The sequence below is a fragment of the Nostoc sp. DSM 114167 genome, from assembly GCF_052692655.1.
The window spans coordinates 258,351-280,403 of the sequence record NZ_CP195116.1; the positions used below are offsets into that span (position 1 = coordinate 258,351).

Here is a 22,053-nt window from a genome sequence, read left to right on the forward strand (position 1 = left end):
AACATTTTAATCCAACTCTATTAATTTTGAATTAGTTAAAATATGCGCTTTTTTAATCGCATCACATTCCAGACTCCAGAAAGTGTAGAGTTGGAATTCACTCTAGCGGGAATCGGTAATCGAGTTTTGGCACTCCTGATTGACTATACAGTGTTGGGTGTAACTTTGCTTCTGTTTGTCCTTACTTGGAGTGTCTTCTCGACACAGTTGTTAAATTTTGTTGAATATTATTTTAAAAATTTAACAAGTTTAGATATTTGGTTGTTAGCAATTTTCTTGATTATCGCTTTTGCAATTTACATCGGCTATTTTGTATTTTTTGAAACCTTATGGTTTGGGGAAACTCCTGGTAAACGCTTTGCTAAAATTCGTGTAGTTCGAGATGATGGTAGATTGATCGGGTTACAACAAGCAACGCTACGTGCTTTACTGCGACCCTTTGATGAAACTTTGTTTATTGGTGCTTTTTTAATTATGTTGGGTAGCCGTGAAAAGCGCTTAGGTGATTTGGCTGCTGGCACAATTGTAATTCAAACCCAAGCACCAACTGCATCTGCAAGATTGACAATTTCGGAACAGGCAAAAGGACTTCACGAACAGTTAATCGAAATTGTTGATTTATCGCAATTGATGCCAGATGATTTTGCTGTGATTCGCGAGTATTTACAGCGACGCGGTGCAATGTCGTTAAAGGCAAGAACCTCACTATCTCTAAAGCTAGCCGAGCAAGTTAAAGCTATTATTAATTTAGAAAAATTGCCAGAAGCTATTACGCCTGATGTATTTTTAGAAGCAATTTACCTCGGTTATCAACAACCGAAATTTTAAGCTAATTACTAATGAGTAGTCAGTAGTCAGTGAATGAAAACTACTGACTACTAATTAAAGGACTTTCAAATAAAAAAATATCCAACTATTTATTGTGGGGTGGGCGACACGAGCGCCCAGTAACCAAAGGCGGGCAAGATGTCCACCCTACAAGATTGGATAATTTATTTCTTGGAAGTCCCTAATTACTTAAAAATCCAAAATCGGCCAGTCTGATTCACGATAATAGCGTGTCATGTTGTCAAACTTTCGTAATTCAACACGATCGATCGAGAATTCTGGCAAATTCAACAGCCATTGTTCATTCAATTGAGAAAGCATAGTGCTGAAGTTTATTCGGTCTAGATCGGATGGAACCTCCCCAAAATAGGCTAATGTCACATGGGCTGTGAAGTGATAATGCTGCTCAATACCCAAGGCAATTAACTTGGGATTTTGATAAATTGTTCGGCGAAATTGAATAATTTCCTCGTAACAGCGTTCATCTTGGGGGACTAAACAAATGGCTATAGCTCTTGGCATCAGTATTAATCCCAGCATTTGCCATTTAATTGGATGACTTCTGTTTGTCATCAATTGTTGATATTTTTGAAATATTTCAGCTAAACAAGAGTGTAACTCCTCGTCAAATTTAGGATTTTTTTCGTAGGCATCAAGGTAAGCATTGTCCCAAATTAAATCCGCTAAAGTCAGGTGGAAGCTAGCAGGAGGTACAGGTACAATCAAATTACGGTTTACAGGCAACTGCAAAAGTTCCTGTTGATAAGTCTGTAATTTGGCATAGAAAGCAGAATTGTGTGATTCTTCTTCTGCCGGCGGGGTAATTAGCGTATAGCCAGGAAAGGATGCCGCTTGTCTCAACCCAGAATTTAGCTGAAATTTAGAAGATTCCTGAATATGCTGGGCTTGGGATCTGTAGGCTTCTGGCAGCGTTAGTCTTGCTAACCGATTTAAGTAAGTTTGATAGTTGTCGTCCAATCTTCATAGCCTCACGCTCTCACTTGATAGATTTTAGGGAAAATTATCTTAATTAACAGAATGATTTCAAAAGTATTTAATTTTTGAGAGGGGGACAAGGAGGACAAGGGGACAAGGGGACAAGGGTGAATTATTGAACAAGTTTCTCCCTTTTCTCCCCCTCTTCCTTGTCTACCTTGTCTCTTCTCAATGCCCAATGCCCATCTACTACGAGGTTTATCTATGCCAATCTATGTTTACTGGGGTGAAGATGATTTTGCGATGGAAAAGGCGATCGCACTTTTGCGCGATCGCGTCCTCGATCCCCAATGGACAAGTTTTAATTACACTGCATTCTCCCCAGATCGGGCTGATGCTGCTATAGAGGGGTTAAATCAGGTGATGACGCCTACTTTTGGCGCTGGTGGGCGTTTGGTATGGCTGATAAACACTACTTTGTGTCAGCACTGTCCAGAGAATGTATTGGCAGAATTGGGGCGATCGCTAAGAGTCATTCCCGAAAACTCATTTTTATTGCTCACCAGCCGCAATAAGCCAGATGAACGCCTCAAATCCACGAAATTGTTAAAACAGTTTGCTACCGAATTCCGAGAATTTCCTCTCATCCCACCTTGGAAAACAGAATTACTGGTGCAATCTGTTAATCAAGCAGCCCAGACTGTAGGGGTGAAACTGACTGCCAATACTTCCCATCTGTTGGCAGAAGCCGTAGGAAATGATACACGGCTCCTTTACAATGAGTTAGAGAAATTACGGCTATATGTCCAAGATAGCAATCGGCCTTTAGACACAGATACTGTTACAAAGTTAGTAAGAAATACTACTCAAAATAGCTTACAATTAGCAGCAGCAATTAGAACAGGAGATACAGCAAAAGCTTTGACTACACTGGCAGATTTGAGCAATGCTTCCGAGCCGGGATTACGGATAGTTGCGACACTGATTGGACAATTTCGCACCTGGCTGTGGGTGAAGATTATGATAGAAAGTGGGGAACGGAATCAACAAGCGATCGCTATTGCCGCTGACATCGGTAATCCCAAACGAATTTACTTCTTACAGCAAGAAATTAAGCTGCTTTCTGTGCAACAGTTAATCTCTTGCTTACTCCTACTGTTGGAATTAGAGGTTAGCCTTAAGCAAGGAGCATCAGAAATGTCAACACTCCAGACAAAAGTAATCGAACTTTGTCAAGTATGCCGAGGAAATTGACAATCAAATATAAAAGCTTGATGTATTGAGCAGTTCCTGGAACTTCCAACTCTGAAAATAATTCAAAGTTCTTATAATATCCCTGATGTAGTTTCGTGTCATACACTATATGAAGAAAATTTCTGATTCATGTTCTCGAACTAGCCGAAAGCGAACCCTTTCGCGATCGTTATTTTTCGGTGCGATCGCGACTGTGAGTTTGATTTCTAACGGTTTTTTATTGAGTTCTAAAGCTGACGCTCAAACTCCAGCACCAATAGTTAACAATACTGAAATCGACAGTTACGCTCAAGCCGTGCTAGCAATGGAGCCAGCCCGTCAAAATGCTTTTGAAGAAATTAAAAAACTTATTGGCAATGGAGAAATTCCCCAGATTGTTTGCAATGATTCTAATAGCATAAATGGTCTTCCAAAGAAGGCTCAAGATATCGCAGTCAACTACTGTAACCACGCTCAAAAAATTGTCGAAGATAATGGTTTAAAATTTGAACAGTTCAACAAAATTACTATAGAACTACAAAATAATACTATCTTAAAAAGACAGGTTTACAATACCCTATTACGCCTGCAACAACCTGCTGAGTCTCGGTAAGTAGAAGGGGCTACTTCAATTAAAGCACTTAGTAAAAAAGTGGCTAATTACTATGGAAATCAGGACTCAATTATTCGGACATTATCGCAGTCCGATTTGATTCATGAAAATATAGATAAGGCAACGAACCTCTTTCTCTAGGAGACATAGGGGTGAATTTAATTGAACGTGAGTTCGACGGTTATAAAAAGGTAAAAAGCTTGCGATGTATAGATTTGCAAAACAAGGTTATTCACGGCAGCGATCGCTAAGATTAATTGAGGATTAGCCAAAAAATCACAAAAAAATGCCGAGACTAAAAATATCTAAGAAAAATAAGGGTCTCGGCTATGTCCACCATTGTATCTCGCCTTGATATCACGCAAATCTTCTGGGATGTGGATGATTTCTGCAATCAGTGGCAAAGCTTATGGCAACAAGTACCACAGTTACCATCCACCAAAGGAGAACGTCGCAGTCAGTCCAGGATGCATTTATCGGAAGTGATGACAATAGTAATCGCGTTTCATGGCAGTGGTTATAAGACTTTTAAGGAATTTTATACGTTGCACGTACTACAAAGCTGGCGTGGAGTGTTTCCAAATTTGGTCAGTTACACAAGATTTGTGGAACTCATGCCTTGGTGTTTAATGTTGCTGTGTTGTTTTTTGCATACACGAACAGGAGAAATTACAGGGATTAGTTTTATCGATTCCACCCCAATAGATGTTTGTCACAACTGTCGAGCGCATTCTCACAAGGTATTTAAAGGGTTGGTGAAATGGGGCAAAAATTCTGTGGGCTGGCACTTTGGATTTAAACTGCATTTGATTATTAATGATTGTGGAGAATTACTCGCATTTTCACTAACTCCAGCAAATATCGATGACCGAAAACCAGTCCCAGATATGACTAAAGATTTAATTGGTAAACTCTTTGGTGACAGAGGTTACATCTCTCAAAAATTATTTGAGGAGTTATATGAACGAGGGTTGCAATTAATCACAAAATCTAAAAAGAAAATGAAAAATCGCTTGGTAAAACTGATTGATAAAATTCTGTTACGCAAACGTGCTGTGATTGAGTCCGTCAATGACCATCTGAAAAATATATGTCAAATCGAACACTCTCGCCATCGTAGTCCATTTAATTTTTTGGTGAATTTGATGGCTGGTTTAGCTGCTTATACCTATTTGCCTAAAAAACCTTCAATTGATATTTACCCAAAAGATTTGCCTGCGCTACCTCCTGCCATTTTTTAGTTCCGTCGAACTCACGTTAATTCATATTCCCCAATGCCCCATTTCTAAGTTCGTCCTAATACTGTTCGGTTAAGGCAAGAGACGCGATGAATCGCCGTCTCTACAATAATAATTGGTCTTTCGTAATGGCATCTGTCAAGGTTGCGGCTGGAATTCTTTTTTGTTCTCACATCATCGTGGGGCATACTAGACTTCTTGCAAAAATCGGGTAAAGGGTAAGGGTTAAAGGGGAAAGGGATAGAATTAACATTCCCCTTTAACCTTTCCCCCTTTCCCTACAAGAGTGCAAAAGGTACAAATGCCAAGAGGTCTACTGATGTCGCTGACTAAACTCCAGGAGGTGGGGGCAGAACATGGCTTAAGAGCCGAGGTGGGCATTCTTCAGAAGTGGTAGTTTGACGGTAAACGTCGCTCCTTGTTCTTTGCCTGGGCTATCTGCGCGGACAGTACCGCCATGTAATTCTACTAAATGACGGACGATCGCTAATCCTAGTCCTAATCCACCATAGATTCTAGTACTAGAACTATCAGCTTGACGAAAGCGATCGAAAACGTAAGGAAGAAAATCAGGACTGATACCAATGCCTGTATCAATCACCTGAATTTGGGCATATTTATCCGTTGTCTGTTGCTCTTGTCCACTAACCACTGACAATTGCAACTCTACCCTTCCGCCAACGGGTGTAAATTTGATGGCATTGGATAGCAGATTCCAGATAATTTGTTGCAAGCGCTCGAAATCCCCGGAAACTAAATATTGAGAATTTTCACTCGGCTTGCTGTTATTTGAATGTTGATTAGTTTGGGATTGTGCTGCTAGAAATTCGAGATTTTCGCGATTAACTCCTAATTCCCAATCTGAATTTGGCGTTTCTTTTGAAGGAACGAGGGAAAATCTCAAATCGATTTCCTTGGATTGGGCGGCTAAACTAACAGTCTTTAGGCTCGACTCAATTATGGGAACTAAATTACAAGTACGGACATTGAGGCGTAACTGGCCTCTACTCATCCGCGATATATCCAGCAGGTCTTCAATTAACTGGGTTTGCGCTTTGGCGTTGCGCTCAATTGTCTCTGTTGCTCTAGCCATTTGGGTATCACTAAGCTTGCTTCGTTGCAGTAATTGCGCCCAGCCAAGGATGGCATTGAGGGGCGATCGCAATTCGTGGGATAATATCCCTAAAAACTCATCCTTCATCCGGTTGGCTTGTTGTAACTGCTCAGTTTGTTGTTGTAAAGAAGCAATTAAACTAGCCCGTTCCATTGCGATCGCTATTTGGTCGCATACTGCTTGCATCATCCCTTTTTGATTGTCGGTGAAGCTTAACCGAGTGCGGCTACCAAAAGAAAGAGTACCCAATAGCCGTCCTTGGGCTATTAATGGGTATGAATAATAAGCTGTAATTCCTAAAGAACGAATCAATTCTGTTTTCGGGTCAATTGATTCCTGCACATTCTCTAGAGCAATTGCACAACGCTCTTGAGCGAAAGTCCCACAAACCGCTTCACCAAATCCTAAAGACTCGATTTGGTTTGCCAGTTCTGGAGAAATGCCACTGTAAGACTGTAGCCGCATTAGCTGAGAGTTATCCTCAACCAAATAGTTAAAGTAAACATCTAAACCAATTTGGTCTCTTAGTTTTTGGTAGACGGTATCGATTAGTACTACTGGTTGCTGACTCGATAGTAAATCGTTGGCTGTGTCAAATAGTAGCTTTAACCTTTTGTAACCTAATGAGAGTCCTTTTTGTGCATCCTTGAGGTTGCTGATTTCTTGGAACACCAAGATACAGGTAGCTGGATGACCGTGCATTGCTGGCAAGGTATCAGCAAATACTAGTAGAGAGCGCACACCAGTGGGAGTGTGCCAGTCCACCTCCAATCCATTCAAGCGTTCGCCACGGGCAACCCGTACTCCTGGCATCAGTTCATTGGGAATGCGATCGCCAGCGGCATCTGTATAGTAGTAAACTCTGTGATAATCTTCGGCGGGTATACCTTTGGGAAATTCGCCCCCAGCTAATTCGTCAGCAGAGCGATTGGCAAAAGTTACCCGCGCCGTTCCTGGTTCGATAAACAGCAACGGTCTTGGCATCATATTTAACACATCCTCTAGCCATTTTTGCTGATTTAAAAGTACTTCTTCTGCCTGTTTGCGCTCCGTAATATCTAAAAATGCACCAACGCTTCCTCTGGTTTTACCCTCTTCGTCAAACAGGGGTGCAACGTACTCTAACAGCTTGACGATTTTGCCATTTTCATGAACCACATCAAGTTCATAATCCAGAACTTCGACACCATGAGCAGCAGAGTACTGCATTGGGAGTTCTTCTGTTGACAGTTCCCTTCCCTCGCGGTACACTTTAAAGCTTGTCGGTTTTTCATCCAAGGGAGCGGTAAGGGAAGCATTTGTATTTGACGATATCCCCAACTGCTTGGCAAAAGCAGGGTTGACCTTAATATTTTGGCATTTTGGATCTTCGGCAATGCCTATTCCAATAGGAATTACCTCCAACAAAGTTTGTAATTCAGTAATGCGGCGCTGTAGATTCTTGTTTAGCTGTAATATTTGTTCCTCGGTCTGCTTTTGCTTGCTGATGTCACGAGTCACAGTTGCTAAAGCAATTGGCTGACCTGTTTTGTTATCTATAACAGTGAAGACGTTGTAATCAACTGGTATCGGTTGACCTGTTTGGAGATGCCGAAAGCAGAATTCTCCCTGCCAGCGCCCTTCTGATAGTACAGTCGGCAGTATATATTTTTGAAAATAGGCTTTGTCTTTGGGCATGAAGTAATCTAATACTGCTTTTTGCCTCACTTCATTAAGGTTGGCAAACCCTACCAACTTTTGACCTGCATCATTTATGTAGAGTAATTGACCCTCAAGGGTGGCAATGCCGATAAAGTCAGAGCTATTTTCTACCAGCAATGCTAATTTTTGTTGTTCTGCTTCTGCTTGTTTGCGTTCGCTCAAATCGAGAATAAAGGCTACTGACTCTTCGCGGTTTTCTCCTAGCAGTACGTAACCAACTAAAATCGGGATACGGCTACCATCCTTGCGAATAAATTCTTTCTCGTAGGGCGTACAAGCAGCGTTGGTGTTTCCTTGGGCTTCAGCGATACCTTGCTCGTCTAAATATAAATACTCTGGTGGTGTGAGATTGCGCCAACTTAACTTACCAGTTAACAAATCCTCGCGTGCGTAACCAATCATCCTCAAAAATTCGTCGTTTGCCTGCTGGATACCGCCATACACATCGCTAAACAGAATACCGATGACATTAGCATCTACAAAACTCCCCAGTTTAGCTTCGTAGGTTCTCAGTGCTTCTTGGGCAAGGTCGCGTTGATAGCTGAGGCGTTCAATAACCCTGGCACTTTGCCAAATCAAAATAGTAAAAATTACAATCAAAACGATCGCAAACACCGATACTGCAAATGCTGGATCGTATTGTCCTGCCCGTTGACCTTCAACAATTACCCATCCCAATATAAAAGGTACTGCGATCGCGGCGACTAGTAAACGACGTGCAAGTAAGCCGCCGTAACTATCACTTGTAACTACCCTCATTAAGCCATGTTCTGCCCGCGCCCACAGAATACCCATACTTAGTAAGAGGAACAACACCGCTGTGTGTAACGCCATTGATGTTGTATAAGGGGCGAGTCCATAAAGAACTTTCACTTGGTAGGCATAGCCCATCAGCGCCTGAAAGGAAATTAAAGTAGCAATCAGAGCAATAATTTGGGCATACCAATAACTGCGGTGGGTTTTTAGATGAATCAGAATCTGTAGGGCGACACTGACCAGGATAAAGTTCAGTCCTGTGTTCGCCCCCATTCGCCCCGGATGCAATGTGGCTATACTAGTTTGCGAATCACGGAACACCAGCTCATCAATGCCCAGATTCCAGCCAAACAGATATTCACAGAGGGTGAGCGCCGCAATTGTGGTGACAGCTATTGCACAGACCTGAGAGATGAGAAGAGTAAGTACGGGCAAGAAGGCTGTGGAACTGTGCGGGTAATTTTGAATTCTTCTTTCCCCCCTGCTCCCACTTCGGCTACGCTCAGTGACCACCTGCTCCCCTCTCCCCCCTATCCCCAGAGGGGGCCCCGAGTCCCCCCTGCTCCCACTTCGGCTACGCTCAGTGACCACCTGCTCCTCTTTTAAAAATAGCCACAGCGACACACCACACAACACAAAACAAAGCGCCGTGTTGACTTTCATCGTGGCAGGACTACCAGGAAAGCCGCGTTTGAGAACTTCAATTCCAAGACACCAGCCAACTAATACCAAGCTACCAACAAAAACAGCGATCGCACTTGCGACTCTTGCCACAAGTGCATTTGTAGAAATTTTAAATCTATCTTGCAGTCGCAAGCGGTTAATATTTAACATTGAGTGTTCTCTAACCGCATCTATCTAGCGTGGTAAATTTACGTATTTCTCACGAGCTAATCATTGAGGTTCTTTGTATTGTAGATTACACTTTAGCTGATTTTTCATCTACCTCTATGCATATTTTCGCTAGAGTAGGAAATAATGGTGGCTCAAAAACCACCTTTACAAGTATTTCAGAATTGCAGGCTATGTGGCTTACCGTCATCTTGAAAGCGTTGCTCTCCAACACCAACAAGCTCTACGATCGCTTCGCGTGTTGGAGGTGCCCACTTTCCAAGTCTTGCTGCAATTTCCACTACTGTTTGGCTGGCCTGGGTAAATACACGGATGTTAGTTATTGAGTGGTTATTATCTTGATACTTGCTTGTCTGTCCATCATCTTCAAATAACTGATATTCGTTGTTACCAGGCCAAACTCGTAACCGAATCTGGTTGAGTGGCGATTCATCAACGTATTGGCTGACAGGTTGCATCGGGACGATCGCACCGCTACGGACATACAGTGGCATTGTTTCTAATGGTGCATGAGCAAGAATGTGAATCGGGCCTTCATAGCGATCGCCACTCCACCAATCATACCAAGTGCCAGCGGGTAAGTAGACAGCTCGATGCTCAACTCCAGGGCGGTAAATTGGTGCAGCCATCAGCGATGCACCTAGCAATACTTGATCGTAGAGGCTATAGGTTTTCGGATCGTTGGGGAAATGATACAATAACGGTCTTAAAATCGGTGCGCCCGTCATTGCCGCTTCCCAGAAAAGACTGTAAATATAGGGAAGTAGTTGGTAACGTAGATTAATGTATTCTCGACAGATATTTTCAACGCGATCGCCAAATACCCAAGGTTCATGACGAGCAGTAGACATTGCCGAGTGACCGCGCATCAATGGGTAAAGCATTCCTACCTGCATCCAACGAGCGAATAATTCAGCAGTGGCGTTACCAGCAAACCCGCCAATATCGCAACCCACAAACCCCACACCCGAAAGTCCCATATTACAAAGCATCGGCAGAGACATTTCTAAATGCTCCCACAACGATTGGTTATCTCCCATCCACACAGAAGACCAGCGTTGCACACCAGCATAACCCGATCGCGTTAACACAAAAGATCGCTGTGAACCTCGATGCCGTTGCAACCCTTCATAAGAAGCTTTAGCCATCATCAACCCATATAAATTATGCACTTCCGTATGAGTCGAAGAAGATGCAGGGATATCTCCCTTGTCCCCTTGTCCCCTTGTCCCCTTGTCCCCTTCTCCCCCCTGCGGCGCATCTAGAGGAAACCAAATCTTTTCACCATCATCGCCGAAAGGGCGATCGTTTATGGCAGGTTCATTCATATCATTCCAAATTCCTGCCACACCAATATCAGTTAGGCTTTTGTGTAAATCAGCCCACCAGTTACTCACATCAGGACGTAAAAAATCAGGAAAAACAGCTTTTTCAGGCCAGACATAGCCGTGGAACAACGTACCATCAGCTTTACGCACAAAATAGTCGTTTTCTATGCCTTGGTCAAAAACATGATAATTACCTTCTGGTTCATACTTCACACCAGGATCGATAATTGTGACTGTTTTGAAACCATCCTTTGCTAAATCACTAATCAGTTTTGCCGCGTTGGCAAAGCGTTGAGGACTCCAAGTAAATACTCGATAGCCCCGCATATAGTCAATATCCAAGTGAATAACATCGCAGGGAATGCGGCGTTGACGAAATTCTCGCGCTAGTTCTCGCACAACGTTTTCTGATTCGTAACTCCAACGGCATTGATGATAACCTAGCGCCCATTTCGGCGGTAATGGCATTCTCCCAGTTAGCTGAGTGTAAGTCTCCAGGATTTGGGCTGGTTCAGGGCCGTAGATAATGTAATAATCCAATTCACCGCCACGAGTTTCCATCTTCCAAATACCTGGTTGTTCAGCACCGATATCGAACTGACTCCAAAAAGTGGTGTTGAAAAAGATGCCATAGCTTACCTGCGGACGCAAAGCCATAAAAAATGGAATTGCCTGGTACATTTCATCAGTGAGTGAATCATAATCTAAGGCATCCGTTGTCCAGTTAGTTTTCACTTCGCTGAGTTTATCCAGAAAGCCTGTACGTTCGCCAAAGCCATAGAAATGTTCATCGGCTGCAATTTCCTTCCATCCTGCAACTGCACCCATCCGCCAACCCATCCCCATATCCGCATCTTGGGCGAAGGGACGATTAGCTTTGTCAAAACAGGTGATGCGACATTTTTCTCGCTGAACGCACATACGAATCTGTGCTGTTTCAATTTCGATTGTTGCTTCAGTTTCCCGCACTGCAAAAGGTGTTATTGCCCATTCTGCATCATCTGGCGTCACTGCCCAAGAGCGGCGGGGCATAAATTCCCCATTTGGTGCGAAACGCACGCGGATTAAATTTGGAGTAAGTACGCTGATAGTCAGGCGTGAGTCGCCACAGTCAAAATTAACAATATTATTTTCCCAGGTTACAGCTTTTACATTGCTAACAGTTGTCCAAGCTTGGTTTGTGGTGGGTAATTTTCCGAAATATTGCGGCATATCAGTTATTTAGCAGGTAAACACTTGTCCGCATTCATGATTACAGAGATACTCACCCTCAAACTCTTTCTTTCGCTAGAAGTTGGTGAAAGATGAGCAGATATTTTTTACCAAAATTGTTTTTATAGTGTCCAAAATTGTGCATTGGTCTTTCAAGACGCGATCGATCGCGTCTCTACATCAAAGTTAAAATTGCATAATTTAAACGAATTTTCTGGAATAAGCTAATGTAATAATGTAGATTATTTACTGTAGTACATAAGGAGGACGAACTATGACACAGTTGCTAGCAGTCCGGGTTACTTTGACCATCCCAACTCAAAGAACGCAAGGCGCAGAGATTCTGTTCAGTCCTCTTTTCTACAGGAATGAAAACTAGAATTCACAGACATTCTGGTGCGGGGAGTTCTCCTGCATAGAAGTGTCTTCCTCTGTGGAACCTTGTGCAAAACAAGTAGCACACATCGAGGAAACATCAATGAATTTGGATTATTTAGGCTGGAGTGACTTTTTTGCTCGCAGCTTTGAACCCTATCGCTTACAAGGATTTAGCGTTGGTAGGGTTGCTATTGAATACAGAAATACTTACACCCTCTATAGCGAACAAGGGGAACTTTCAGCAGAAGTTTCAGGTAAATTGCGGCATCGTGCTTCTCAACCACAAGATTTTCCTGCCGTTGGAGATTGGGTTGCGATTAGTGTCAGAGAATCTGAAGGACGAGCCACTATCAACAAGATTTTACCCAGGAAAAGCAAATTTTCTCGCAAGACGGTGGGTAGTAAAACAGAAGAACAAATTGTTGCAGCAAATATTGATACAGTCTTCTTAGTCTCAGGGCTGGATGGCGATTTTAACCCAAGAAGAGTTGAGCGTTATCTCATTCTGGCTTGGGAAAGTGGTGCAAATCCGGTAATTGTGTTAAATAAAGCAGATTTGTGCAATTCTTTGGAAGAGTATTTAACCCAAATAGAAGCAGTTGCTTTGGGTGTACCAATTGCAGTTTTAAGTGCCACCAATTATCAAGGATTGGATGCCTTAAAACCTTACTTGCAACCAGGACAGACAGTTGCTTTGTTGGGGTCTTCTGGTGTTGGTAAATCCACCATCACCAACCAACTGCAAGGCGCATCAGTCCAAGTTGTGCAACCAGTACGGCAAGGTGATGACCGAGGTAGACACACAACAACTAATCGTGAGTTGATTTTGCTCTCTACTGGCGGATTAATTATCGATACTCCAGGAATGCGAGAAATCCAAATTTGGGCAGGTGATGAAGGTTTGCAAGAAACTTTTGCAGACATCGAAACTTTGGCGCAAGAATGCCATTTCCGCAATTGTCAGCATCATAACGAACCGGGTTGTGTTGTGCAGCAGGCTTTGGCTGAGGGAGAACTTGATTATTCTAGGTTTCTTAGCTACCAAAAGTTACAAAAAGAACTCGACTACCTTAACCGCAAACAAGACCAAAGGGCGCAATTAGCTGAGAAAGAACGATGGAAGAAGATTCATAAATCTATGCGAAATCATCACAAGCGCTAGTTGCGCAGGTATCAGTATCGAATCGCACTAACAAAACGTGAGTTCGACAAGTATTATTTGACCTCTCCCCCAACCCCTCTCCGACACGGAGAGGGGAGCAAAAGCTGAATTTTTCATTGCTCCTGCCTTTGGGTTTCAAAGAAGGAGGCTGTCCGGGAGAGGTTCGTCGAACTCCTAAGAAACAAGGCAGTTCTTGCTGGAGGCAGAAGGCAGAGGGGAAGAGGATTTGACTTGTTTCTTTCGCCCTTCCCGCAGGTGCGCCTCCGTTGGAGACTCACGTTAAGTTAGTGCCAGTTTAACGACCGGTCAATTGCTCCAGCTTTTCGGGATACCGAGCGCCTTGCACCTCGATCTTGGAGGCGGCATCATCGATGTCACGCAGATCGTCGGGTGTGAGTTCGACTGAGACTGCCCCGATGTTTTCGTCCAAGCGATGCAGCTTTGTAGTGCCTGGAATCGGAACAATCCACGGCTTCTGGGCAAGGAGCCAGGCGATCGCAATTTGAGCAGGCGTCGCTTGCTTTTGTTCGGCGATGCTGCCGAGCAGATCGATCAGGGCTTGATTCGCCTTGAGAGCTTCCTTAGTGAAGCGAGGCAGAGTGCTGCGGAAGTCGGAACTGTCGAAGGTGGTGCTTTCGTCGATCTTGCCCGTGAGAAAGCCCTTGCCCAAAGGGCTGTAGGGGACAAAGCCGATGCCAAGTTCTTCCAGGGTCGGTATCACTTCCGCTTCAGGCTTTCTCCACCACAGTGAGTACTCGCTCTGGAGAGCCGCTACGGGTTGAACCGCGTGGGCGCGACGAATTGTTTGCACTCCTGCTTCCGAGAGTCCAAAGTGCTTCACCTTACCTGACTGAATCAGTTCTTTCACTGCTCCTGCCACGTCTTCGATCGGCACGTTCGGGTCAACCCGGTGCTGATAGAGCAGGTCGATTGCTTCCACCTTGAGTCGCTTGAGCGAACCCTCAACGACTTCCTTAATATGCTCCGGTCGGCTATTCAGTCCGGGTGAACCCTTCATCCCACGGGGATCGGAATTCGGACTGATGTCAAATCCAAATTTGGTGGCGATAACCACTTGGTCGCGGAAGGGAGCTAGGGCTTCACCCACCAGTTCTTCGTTTAGGAATGGGCCGTAGACTTCGGCGGTGTCAAAGAATGTAATGCCGCGATCGACGGCAGCCCCCAGAAGGGCGGTCATCTCCTGTATGTCTTTGGGCGGACCATAAGAAAAACTCATTCCCATACAGCCCAGCCCGATCGCCGAGACTTCCAGATTACTATTTCCAAGTTGGCGCTTTTGCATTTTTTGCACTCCTGTCTTTGAATTAAAGGAATTAAAGAACATATTCTTCACGAGTCAATCGCCTTCTGCTGAAATTTGCGCTAATGCCTTGGTTATTCAGATTTCAGGGATGCCATATCAATCACAAAGCGATATTTCACATCAGACTTGAGCAGGCGATCGTAGGCTTGGTTGACCTTTTGGATAGGGATAACTTCGACATCTGCGGTGATGTTATGTTCGCCGCAAAAGTCGAGCATCTCTTGGGTTTCGGGAATGCCACCGATGTTTGAGCCAGAGAGATTGCGGCGGGCCATAATCAGGCTAAATGCTGAAACATCCAGGGGAATCGGGGAAGCGCCGACTAGGGTGAGATTGCCATCGAGGTGGAGCAAGTTGAGATAAGCGTTGATGTCATGCTTGGCGGAAACGGTGTCGAGGATGAAATCGAAGCTACCAGCGTGTTTCTGCATCTCTTCGGCATTGCGGGAGACGACCACTTCATCGGCACCCAGGCGGAGCGCGTCTTCCGTCTTGTCGGGTGAGGTGGTGAAGACGACAACGTGGGCACCAAACGCACGGGCAAACTTCACGCCCATGTGTCCCAGCCCCCCAAGACCGACCACGCCAACTTTCTTGCCCTCAGTGACGCCCCAGTGACGCATGGGTGAATAGGTTGTGATTCCAGCGCAAAGAAGCGGTGCAGCTCCGGCGAGATCGAGGTTGGAGGGAACGCGCAGCACGAAGCGTTCATCAACAACAATACTATCGGAGTAGCCGCCGTAGGTAACACCTCCAAGGTGCTTGTCTGGAGAGTTGAAGGTGAGGATCTGATTCGGGCAGAAATTCTCAAGTCCAGCTTTGCAATTAGGACAGGTACCATCCGAATCGACCAAGCAACCGACTGCCGCGAGGTCGCCGGGCTTATACTTGGTAACTGCCGAGCCGACTTGGGTAACACGACCGACAATCTCATGACCGGGGACAATCGGGTAGTTCGTGGGCATGAATTCGCTCCACTCGTTACGCACTGAATGGAGATCGGAGTGGCAGATGCCACAGAAGAGAATTTCGATCTGTACGTCACGATCGCTTGGATCGCGTCGCTCGATTGTGTCGGAAGCGAGCGGTGCAGTCGCACTGACTGCGGAGTAAGCTTTGGCGTTGTACATAAATTGATGCTCCAATTTAGAAGATATCTACTCGGTCTTGAATCTGTTTGTCGCTGACCTTTTCCATCCAGTCCATAGGCTTGTCGTCGAGTACCTCCTGAGTGGTGATATGAGTCATCACCGTTGGCGGTGAAGGTGGCGATAATACTTTGTTGTCGTGCGTTTAGGGTTTGAGCGGGTTGGCGACGAACATCACTGCACCGTTTGGCCGCCGTCGATGACCATAGCGTGCCCAACGATGAAGGCAGCTGCGTCCGAGCACAGCCAGAGGACGGCCGCAGCGATCTCCTCAGGTTTGCCCATCCGCCCGATCGGCTCTTGGGCAATCACCTTCGCGCGCCCTTCGTGCGTGCCGCCAGTGAAGCGACCCATCATCGGGGTGTCGATGTAGCCGGGACAAACGGCGTTGACGCGGATATTCTGCGCGGCGTAGTCGAGGGCCGCCGCCTTGGTCAGTCCGATTACGCCATGTTTCGCGGCGGTGTATGCGGGGCTGCCCTTGATGCCGATGATTCCCGCGCCCGAAGATGTGTTGACGATCGCGCCGCCTCCCTGCTTGAGGATCGGTGGGATCTCATGCTTCATGCACAGGAAAACGCCGCGGAGGTTGATGTCGATAATCCGGTTCCACTCCTCCTCTTCGTACTCCGCAGTCGGAGCTGCCTTCCTCGGTTCGATGCCCGCGTTGTTGAAGGCGAAGTCCAGCCGCCCGAAAGCCTTAACGGTCTTGTCCAGAGCCGCCTTCACGTCCTCAGCCCGCGTCACGTCGCACTTGACGGCGATCGCTTGTCCCCCCAGTTCTTCGATCGTGCGTGCCGTTTCTTGATTGCCCTGTTCTGAAACATCAGCAACCACCACGTTAGCGCCCTCACGGGCAAACGCCAGCGCCGTAGCTCGACCGATGCCGCTCGCTGCTCCGGTCACAAACGCAACCTTTCCTCTGTAGCTTTCATTCTCGTTTGTTGTCATTTTTACTCCTTTGCGTGTTGCCCATTAGGAAAGTCTTTATTGGAATTTCCATAATCGATTGTTATATCGTGGAACCAAGGACGTAGATATCGACTCTTAGAAATTTCGGAGATAGAGGTCAATTGGGATACTGCTCATCGCTGACCTGCTCTAGCCAATCCACAGGCTTACCGTCGAGCGCTTCCTGAATGGCAATGTGCGTCATCGCTGTGGTTGCCGTAGCGCCATGCCAATGCTTTTCACCTGGCTCAAACCAGACCACATCCCCCGGTCGAATTTGCTCGATCGCTCCGCCCCAACGTTGTACGAAACCGCAGCCAGCCGTGACGATTAAGGTTTGTCCTAACGGGTGAGTGTGCCATGCTGTCCTAGCACCTGGCTCAAACGTGACACTGGCTCCAGACGTGCGTGCTGGATCGTTTGCTTGGAACAGGGGGTCAATGCGGACAGTGCCGGTAAAATACTCAGCCGATCCTTTAGCGGATGGCTGTGAGCCACTTTTTTTGATGTCCATTTCTTAATTCCTTCATTTGATGCCATTTCGGTGGCTGTCCCAATCGTAGAAATTGAGCATTTATCGCTTCTCTATCAATAGGGATGGATTTTTTAAGAAGCAAGGTTAGCCTTGATGCCGTTTTGGTTGTCAGTAGGTGAGTCCCTTACCCAATTAAAACTGAGTTTTTTATTGAATAAAAATCCAGAGGCTTGCAAGAAGCCGGAATCGTTTTTGATTGCTTTAGCTTTATCTTAGGCATTTTGGAGGACAAGCAATAAAACGATCGTCTAAGATCGTTGTACAATCCTGCAAATTTAGAAATGAACGCTGCCAAAACGAGTGAAAAGTCCGATCGCGATTTAATGAACGACCCGCAGGCAAAGCGCGAGGCAAACAGAGCGCAAGCCAACAGAGACGAACTGACTGAACGGATTGCCCAGGCTATTCGTCATGATGGGACAATTGAGCCGCTCAAAGGTTTGCACTTCAACCGCTCCTCCTCACCTTCGGAATGCATTCATAGTGTTTCTATCCCTGCCTTTTGTGCGATCGCTCAGGGCAGCAAAGAAGTTCTTTTGGGTAGCGATCGCTATCAGTACGATCCGATGCATTATCTGCTTGCTACGGTCGAACTGCCAATTATCAGCCAAATTCTGGAAGCGTCCAAGGCGCAACCGTACCTTAGTCTTCGCCTCGATCTCGACCCCACCCTCGTTAGCTCAGTGATGGTCGAGGCAGGGTATCCCTCATCACGCAGCCGTGTTGATGTGAAAGCAATTGATGTAAGTCCATTGAATGCAAATCTGTTGGACGCTGTGGTGCGGCTCGTCAGGCTTTTAGATTCCCCAGCTGAAGCTCATGTTCTCGCACCACTGATTAAGCGGGAAATCATTTACCGACTCCTGATGGGAGAGCAAGGTAATCGGCTCCGCCATATTGCAGTTCTCGGTGGCTACACCTACCACATCGCCAGAGCCGTCGAGCGACTTCGTAAAGACTTTAACGAACCGATCAAGATTGAAAGCATCGCCCGAGAGATGGGAATGAGTGTGTCGGGCTTCCACCATCACTTCAAGTCTGTCACTGCCATGAGTCCCTTGCAGTTCCAGAAGCAACTGCGGCTCCAGGAAGCTCGCCGTCTGATGCTGGGGGAAAACCTTGATGCTAGCAGTGCTGCCTACCGCGTGGGTTATGACGATGCTTCCCACTTCAACCGAGAGTACAAGCGGCTCTTTGGTGCGCCACCGATGCGCGATGTGGAGCGACTGCGAGAAACTGCTAGGGAGACTGCTAGTTCAATTTGATGACCAAATTTTTGAATGCAAAAAAGCGATCGCTCGTACTCTGCAATCAGAAGCTACGCATTTATGTAGAAGAGATATTTCAATAGGGATGATTACAAATTAAAAGATACAAATATTTCTGGCGATCGCTTGATATCTCTAATCTTAATCATTTTTAACCAAAAGCTGGCGAAGGTTTGTTAACAAAAATGACATATACATCCCTACTCCCAAGTGGAAACATCTCGCAGCAAATTAGGAATTTCTCCTTGAGATAAGGGAAACTCTAATAAAGTTTCTCTAATACCCAAATATCCCGATTCAGCAAACGATAAAAGCATTCGTGAAAGCGCTAGCCAAACCTCCGGTTCGTATTCCCAATCACGATAACGTGAAGCTTGACCAGCTATTGAACGTAATGCCCAAAAATAAGAGTTTCTTACTACCGAACCACCCTTTTTAAACTCTGGCAAATCTTCGTGGTGGATAAAAAGTATTTTGTTTTCAATTTTGGCTCTCATGTCAGCTATTTGTATTGAAGGACAATAAAAAATTATTCTTCCAAAGAATTATAACCTGGGTAAATTTTCGTAATTTTTTGTGAAATTAATAGTAATTATTACGTTCTTGATGATATTTTATTTGCTACATAATATAAAACCCATTGTATAATTTTTCGTTGATAAATTATGAAGAATAATTTAAAAACATATACAGCTATTGCTGTCTGTTGTGGAACATTTTCATGGGTTAGTTCAGCTGATGCTGATGGCTGGCCGACAAGCGTGGCTGGCACTTGGTCTGTAGTAGGAAATCAAAGTTCTGGCTCTCTTGTTATCATCCAACCTGCAAGCGCTCTCAACTGCAAACCCATCTCTGGAAGCATCTTTGGGAATGCGATTGAAGGCTTTTATTGCCCTAGTTCGGGACGTATTGCTTTTGTCCGTAAGTCTTCTAGTAACTTTCCTTATCAGTACTATCAAGGTAATCTCTCACAAACCGGTTCTACCCTGCGAATCGGAGGATCTTTTTCAGCTTTCTTGAGCAATGGTATTGGTGGTAGTCTTGGAGAATATAATTTCTCTGCCAGCAAATAGTAATGCAATTTCAATGTAGAAAGGTTGCAGTTACAACCTTCTACATTGAATACCTAAAAATTGGCGTTTAAACCCAGACGAAAAGTAAATCCAGGGCTATATATGCGATTAACTCGTTCATATTGCTCACCCAGTAGATTTTCTAAGTAAACTGTTAGTCCGAAATTGCTAGTTAGAGGTATACGCCCGCTCAAATCTAAATTCACGAAAGACGGTGCAAAATCTGTAGGCTTGTCAGTAGGGTTAACGAAGATGGATCTGCGAGCGCCACTATTGTAGGTAACATATAAGTTAGCTTGCCAACCGGAATTTTGATAACCCACACCAGTTTGCAGTACAGAGTAGGGAATTAAACCTAATTGTAAACCTCTCTCTGCCCCTGTTTTTATTTGAGCATCTGTGTAAGTATAGTTGAGGAAAGTTGACCAGCCAGTGGCAATTTTTAATTGCAATGCTGCTTCTAAACCATTGGTATCTACTAATCCAATGTTTGCCCATTTTCCAGCGATGACTCCCAAGCGATCGCCTATACTACTACCAAAGTAAGTAAACTGTCCAATCAGATTTTGAGAAAAATTAACATCGACTCCCGCAGTCCAAGTTGAGCCAATTTCTGGTCTTAAATCAGGATTAGGTGCCCAACCATGAACTGTATCATAAACATACAACTGATCCAACCCAGGATTGCGTTGTCCTCCTGCCCAACTTCCACGCACTGCTACTATTGGCGTGACGGCATAACGTAACCCAACACTAGGATTGAGATAATTTCCAAATTGGCTATCAAAGCTTTGTCTTAGCCCTAAATCTATCAGAAAATTATTGCTAATATTCCAAGTATTGACAGCGAATAAAGCTGTATTGAACAAACTCCTATTTTCAGTTTCGTTATTGGCAATAGCAATAGGATTCGTACTCAAAACATCACCGGTTAAGTCGGTGTTTTTTAAATCTAATCCCCAACGCAATTTATTATTGGCAGTAATTTTCCACTCATGATCTACCCTGGCTGTAAGTTGTTGAGTATCTAAAGCTCCTGTACGGTAAAACGATCCTGTAGGGCCGTAAGTGCTAAAATAATCTTGGTTATAACCAATTGAGGTTGTTAGGTTAGAGCTTTCGCCATTACCTAGTCGAGTTTTCCAAGATAAGCCAACATTTAAACCATCGTGGTCTAATCTATCTCTTTGGAGAGGGAAACCGAAATAAATTAAACCGCGACGACTGCTGAGTGCAGTAACATCTAAATTCAAAGAATTTTTTTGATCTAAATCTACTCCAATGCTACCAAAATAGGTACTTGTAGCTGTGTCTGCATTTGATAAAAATCCCTGTTCGTCACGATTTGCTGCACCTACAGGGACGCGGTAACGGTTATCTGTAAAGAATCTTTCAAAGCTAAAGTTGTACTTGACATTATTGGATGAACCACCATAAGTCACTTGTTGATTATTTAAACTCAATGAGCCAAATTCTGCACTAGCATTGAATTTCGGTTTGCCATAACCTTCTTTGGTAATGATATTGACAACTCCTCCAAAGGCTGAGGAACCAAATAAAGCGGAGGCTGTGCCGCTATATAATTCCACTCGTTCAATCGCCTCTATAGGAATACTATTTAAATCAGTTCCACCATGATAAGTGTTGACATTAGTGTTAATTTGTCTACCATTAATCAAAAATACAGATTGATTAATTGAGGCTCCCCGGTAGTATGTACCTGTGTGAATATCTGCACCATGACCGACATCATTAATTGCAAAACCAGGCATTCTTTTCAAAATATCTGCTAAACTTGCAGCACCCTGCTTTTTAATTTCTTCTCGATCGATTACGTAAGTTGGAGTAGATTGGGGTAGGTTGTCTGGTTCTGCGATCGCTTCTATAGAAATGTCTGCATCATCGCTCGGAGTTTGCTCTGTTTCTGGTTGAGTTTCTTCTGGATTAACTTCAATCGGTACAGATTGTTGAGATAATAATTCGGCATTAGTGGCGGGTAGCTCAATTTCACTCAAACTCGGAATATCTGAAATAACTTCAGTTGATTTATTAGTATTTCTCTGCTCAATTTCACTCTCAACCGCATAACTAGGAGACGCTATCAGTAAACTCGGTAAAGCAACTGTTAGCAACAAAAAATCCTTTTTCACGTTCTCTTTCACACCAAGTAAAAACAGTCACTACGTAGCATTGTGGCTGTAATAGTAAAATCGTGTCAAAAGACACGCTGTCATATTTCTACAGAGTGGATGAGACTATTTGTCAATTTACTATGTGTTAAACTCTAAAGCGATCGCATTTAAATAAGGTAGAAGGGGATTTGACCTAGATGATTTGGAGCCATGTAAACAGCCACCTTGCAGGAAGCTGTGGCAACAGTGAGGGTTTAAAACCCTTATTTTT

The 22,053-nt window shown here is 44.5% G+C and carries 16 protein-coding genes; 7 read left to right on the forward strand and 9 right to left on the reverse strand.

Annotated elements, in window-relative coordinates; translation table 11 throughout:
* Positions 1–42 precede the first annotated feature (42 nt).
* Positions 43–828 (forward strand): RDD family protein, encoded by a 786-nt coding sequence (locus NSTC731_RS01075; RefSeq protein ID WP_445629236.1) that lies wholly within the window; start codon positions 43–45, stop codon positions 826–828.
* 189 nt (positions 829–1,017) lie between these two features.
* On the opposite strand, the gene NSTC731_RS01080 is transcribed toward NSTC731_RS01075, so the two are convergent.
* Positions 1,018–1,806: a DUF1868 domain-containing protein gene (locus NSTC731_RS01080; RefSeq protein WP_445629237.1), complete on the reverse strand. Its 789-nt coding sequence runs from the start codon at positions 1,804–1,806 to the stop codon at positions 1,018–1,020.
* A 222-nt stretch (positions 1,807–2,028) separates the two neighbouring features.
* On the opposite strand from NSTC731_RS01080, the gene holA reads away from it, so the two are divergent.
* The 3 genes from holA to NSTC731_RS01095 all read left to right on the forward strand — a co-directional run bounded on the left by holA (position 2,029) and on the right by NSTC731_RS01095 (position 4,851).
* On the forward strand, positions 2,029–3,018 hold the full coding sequence (gene holA / locus NSTC731_RS01085; RefSeq protein WP_445629238.1) for a DNA polymerase III subunit delta: 990 nt from the start codon (positions 2,029–2,031) through the stop codon (positions 3,016–3,018).
* Positions 3,019–3,127: 109 nt separating this feature from the next.
* Positions 3,128–3,610: a DUF4168 domain-containing protein gene (locus tag NSTC731_RS01090; protein WP_445629239.1), complete on the forward strand. Its 483-nt coding sequence runs from the start codon at positions 3,128–3,130 to the stop codon at positions 3,608–3,610.
* A 329-nt stretch (positions 3,611–3,939) separates the two neighbouring features.
* Complete coding sequence (locus NSTC731_RS01095) at positions 3,940–4,851, forward strand: IS982 family transposase (RefSeq protein ID WP_445628360.1); 912 nt, start codon at positions 3,940–3,942, stop codon at positions 4,849–4,851.
* A gap of 358 nt (positions 4,852–5,209) precedes the next feature.
* On the opposite strand, the gene NSTC731_RS01100 is transcribed toward NSTC731_RS01095, so the two are convergent.
* Positions 5,210–9,253 carry a PAS domain S-box protein gene (locus NSTC731_RS01100; RefSeq protein ID WP_445629240.1) on the reverse strand — a complete coding sequence of 1,348 codons (4,044 nt, stop codon included), beginning with the start codon at positions 9,251–9,253 and terminating at the stop codon, positions 5,210–5,212.
* A 176-nt stretch (positions 9,254–9,429) separates the two neighbouring features.
* Positions 9,430–11,811: a glycoside hydrolase family 31 protein gene (locus tag NSTC731_RS01105; protein WP_445629241.1), complete on the reverse strand. Its 2,382-nt coding sequence runs from the start codon at positions 11,809–11,811 to the stop codon at positions 9,430–9,432.
* A 478-nt stretch (positions 11,812–12,289) separates the two neighbouring features.
* Between NSTC731_RS01105 and rsgA the strand changes: the two genes are divergently transcribed.
* Complete coding sequence (gene rsgA / locus NSTC731_RS01110; RefSeq protein WP_445629242.1) at positions 12,290–13,351, forward strand: ribosome small subunit-dependent GTPase A; 1,062 nt, start codon at positions 12,290–12,292, stop codon at positions 13,349–13,351.
* Between the two features lie 295 nt (positions 13,352–13,646).
* Here the strand turns inward: rsgA and NSTC731_RS01115 are convergent, their stop codons facing one another.
* From NSTC731_RS01115 to NSTC731_RS01130, 4 genes are all read right to left on the reverse strand, one after another.
* A complete protein-coding gene (locus tag NSTC731_RS01115) occupies positions 13,647–14,654 on the reverse strand; it encodes an aldo/keto reductase (protein WP_445629243.1) in 1,008 nt (335 codons plus the stop codon).
* A gap of 92 nt (positions 14,655–14,746) precedes the next feature.
* Positions 14,747–15,805: an NAD(P)-dependent alcohol dehydrogenase gene (locus tag NSTC731_RS01120; protein WP_445629244.1), complete on the reverse strand. Its 1,059-nt coding sequence runs from the start codon at positions 15,803–15,805 to the stop codon at positions 14,747–14,749.
* 192 nt (positions 15,806–15,997) lie between these two features.
* The gene (locus NSTC731_RS01125; protein WP_445629245.1) at positions 15,998–16,774 is read right to left on the reverse strand and encodes an SDR family oxidoreductase; all 777 of its coding nucleotides are present in this window, start codon (positions 16,772–16,774) and stop codon (positions 15,998–16,000) included.
* A 118-nt stretch (positions 16,775–16,892) separates the two neighbouring features.
* Positions 16,893–17,288 carry a (R)-mandelonitrile lyase gene (locus tag NSTC731_RS01130; protein WP_445629246.1) on the reverse strand — a complete coding sequence of 132 codons (396 nt, stop codon included), beginning with the start codon at positions 17,286–17,288 and terminating at the stop codon, positions 16,893–16,895.
* A gap of 302 nt (positions 17,289–17,590) precedes the next feature.
* Between NSTC731_RS01130 and NSTC731_RS01135 the strand changes: the two genes are divergently transcribed.
* Positions 17,591–18,574, forward strand: coding sequence for an AraC family transcriptional regulator (locus NSTC731_RS01135; RefSeq protein ID WP_445629247.1), 984 nt, complete (start codon positions 17,591–17,593; stop codon positions 18,572–18,574).
* 203 nt (positions 18,575–18,777) lie between these two features.
* On the opposite strand, the gene NSTC731_RS01140 is transcribed toward NSTC731_RS01135, so the two are convergent.
* Positions 18,778–19,074: a hypothetical protein gene (locus NSTC731_RS01140; protein WP_322669940.1), complete on the reverse strand. Its 297-nt coding sequence runs from the start codon at positions 19,072–19,074 to the stop codon at positions 18,778–18,780.
* Between the two features lie 168 nt (positions 19,075–19,242).
* Here NSTC731_RS01140 and NSTC731_RS01145 point away from each other — a divergent pair, with 168 nt between their 5' ends.
* Positions 19,243–19,650, forward strand: coding sequence for a hypothetical protein (locus NSTC731_RS01145; RefSeq protein ID WP_445629248.1), 408 nt, complete (start codon positions 19,243–19,245; stop codon positions 19,648–19,650).
* Between the two features lie 53 nt (positions 19,651–19,703).
* Here the strand turns inward: NSTC731_RS01145 and NSTC731_RS01150 are convergent, their stop codons facing one another.
* Positions 19,704–21,800, reverse strand: coding sequence for a TonB-dependent receptor plug domain-containing protein (locus NSTC731_RS01150; RefSeq protein WP_445629249.1), 2,097 nt, complete (start codon positions 21,798–21,800; stop codon positions 19,704–19,706).
* Positions 21,801–22,053 lie beyond the last annotated feature (253 nt).

Excerpts from the sequence above, each read along its gene's own strand:
- holA (WP_445629238.1), top strand. The coding sequence starts at position 2,029 with ATGCCAATCTATGTTTACTGGGGTGAAGATGATTTTGCGATGGAAAAG.
- NSTC731_RS01100 (WP_445629240.1), bottom strand. The coding sequence starts at position 9,253 with ATGTTAAATATTAACCGCTTGCGACTGCAAGATAGATTTAAAATTTCT.
- NSTC731_RS01075 (WP_445629236.1), top strand. The coding sequence starts at position 43 with ATGCGCTTTTTTAATCGCATCACATTCCAGACTCCAGAAAGTGTAGAG.
- NSTC731_RS01125 (WP_445629245.1), bottom strand. The coding sequence starts at position 16,774 with ATGACAACAAACGAGAATGAAAGCTACAGAGGAAAGGTTGCGTTTGTG.
- NSTC731_RS01115 (WP_445629243.1), bottom strand. The coding sequence starts at position 14,654 with ATGCAAAAGCGCCAACTTGGAAATAGTAATCTGGAAGTCTCGGCGATC.
- NSTC731_RS01135 (WP_445629247.1), top strand. The coding sequence starts at position 17,591 with ATGAACGCTGCCAAAACGAGTGAAAAGTCCGATCGCGATTTAATGAAC.
- NSTC731_RS01105 (WP_445629241.1), bottom strand. The coding sequence starts at position 11,811 with ATGCCGCAATATTTCGGAAAATTACCCACCACAAACCAAGCTTGGACA.
- NSTC731_RS01090 (WP_445629239.1), top strand. The coding sequence starts at position 3,128 with ATGAAGAAAATTTCTGATTCATGTTCTCGAACTAGCCGAAAGCGAACC.
- NSTC731_RS01095 (WP_445628360.1), top strand. The coding sequence starts at position 3,940 with ATGTCCACCATTGTATCTCGCCTTGATATCACGCAAATCTTCTGGGAT.
- rsgA (WP_445629242.1), top strand. The coding sequence starts at position 12,290 with ATGAATTTGGATTATTTAGGCTGGAGTGACTTTTTTGCTCGCAGCTTT.
- NSTC731_RS01145 (WP_445629248.1), top strand. The coding sequence starts at position 19,243 with ATGAAGAATAATTTAAAAACATATACAGCTATTGCTGTCTGTTGTGGA.
- NSTC731_RS01120 (WP_445629244.1), bottom strand. The coding sequence starts at position 15,805 with ATGTACAACGCCAAAGCTTACTCCGCAGTCAGTGCGACTGCACCGCTC.
- NSTC731_RS01140 (WP_322669940.1), bottom strand. The coding sequence starts at position 19,074 with ATGAGAGCCAAAATTGAAAACAAAATACTTTTTATCCACCACGAAGAT.
- NSTC731_RS01130 (WP_445629246.1), bottom strand. The coding sequence starts at position 17,288 with ATGGACATCAAAAAAAGTGGCTCACAGCCATCCGCTAAAGGATCGGCT.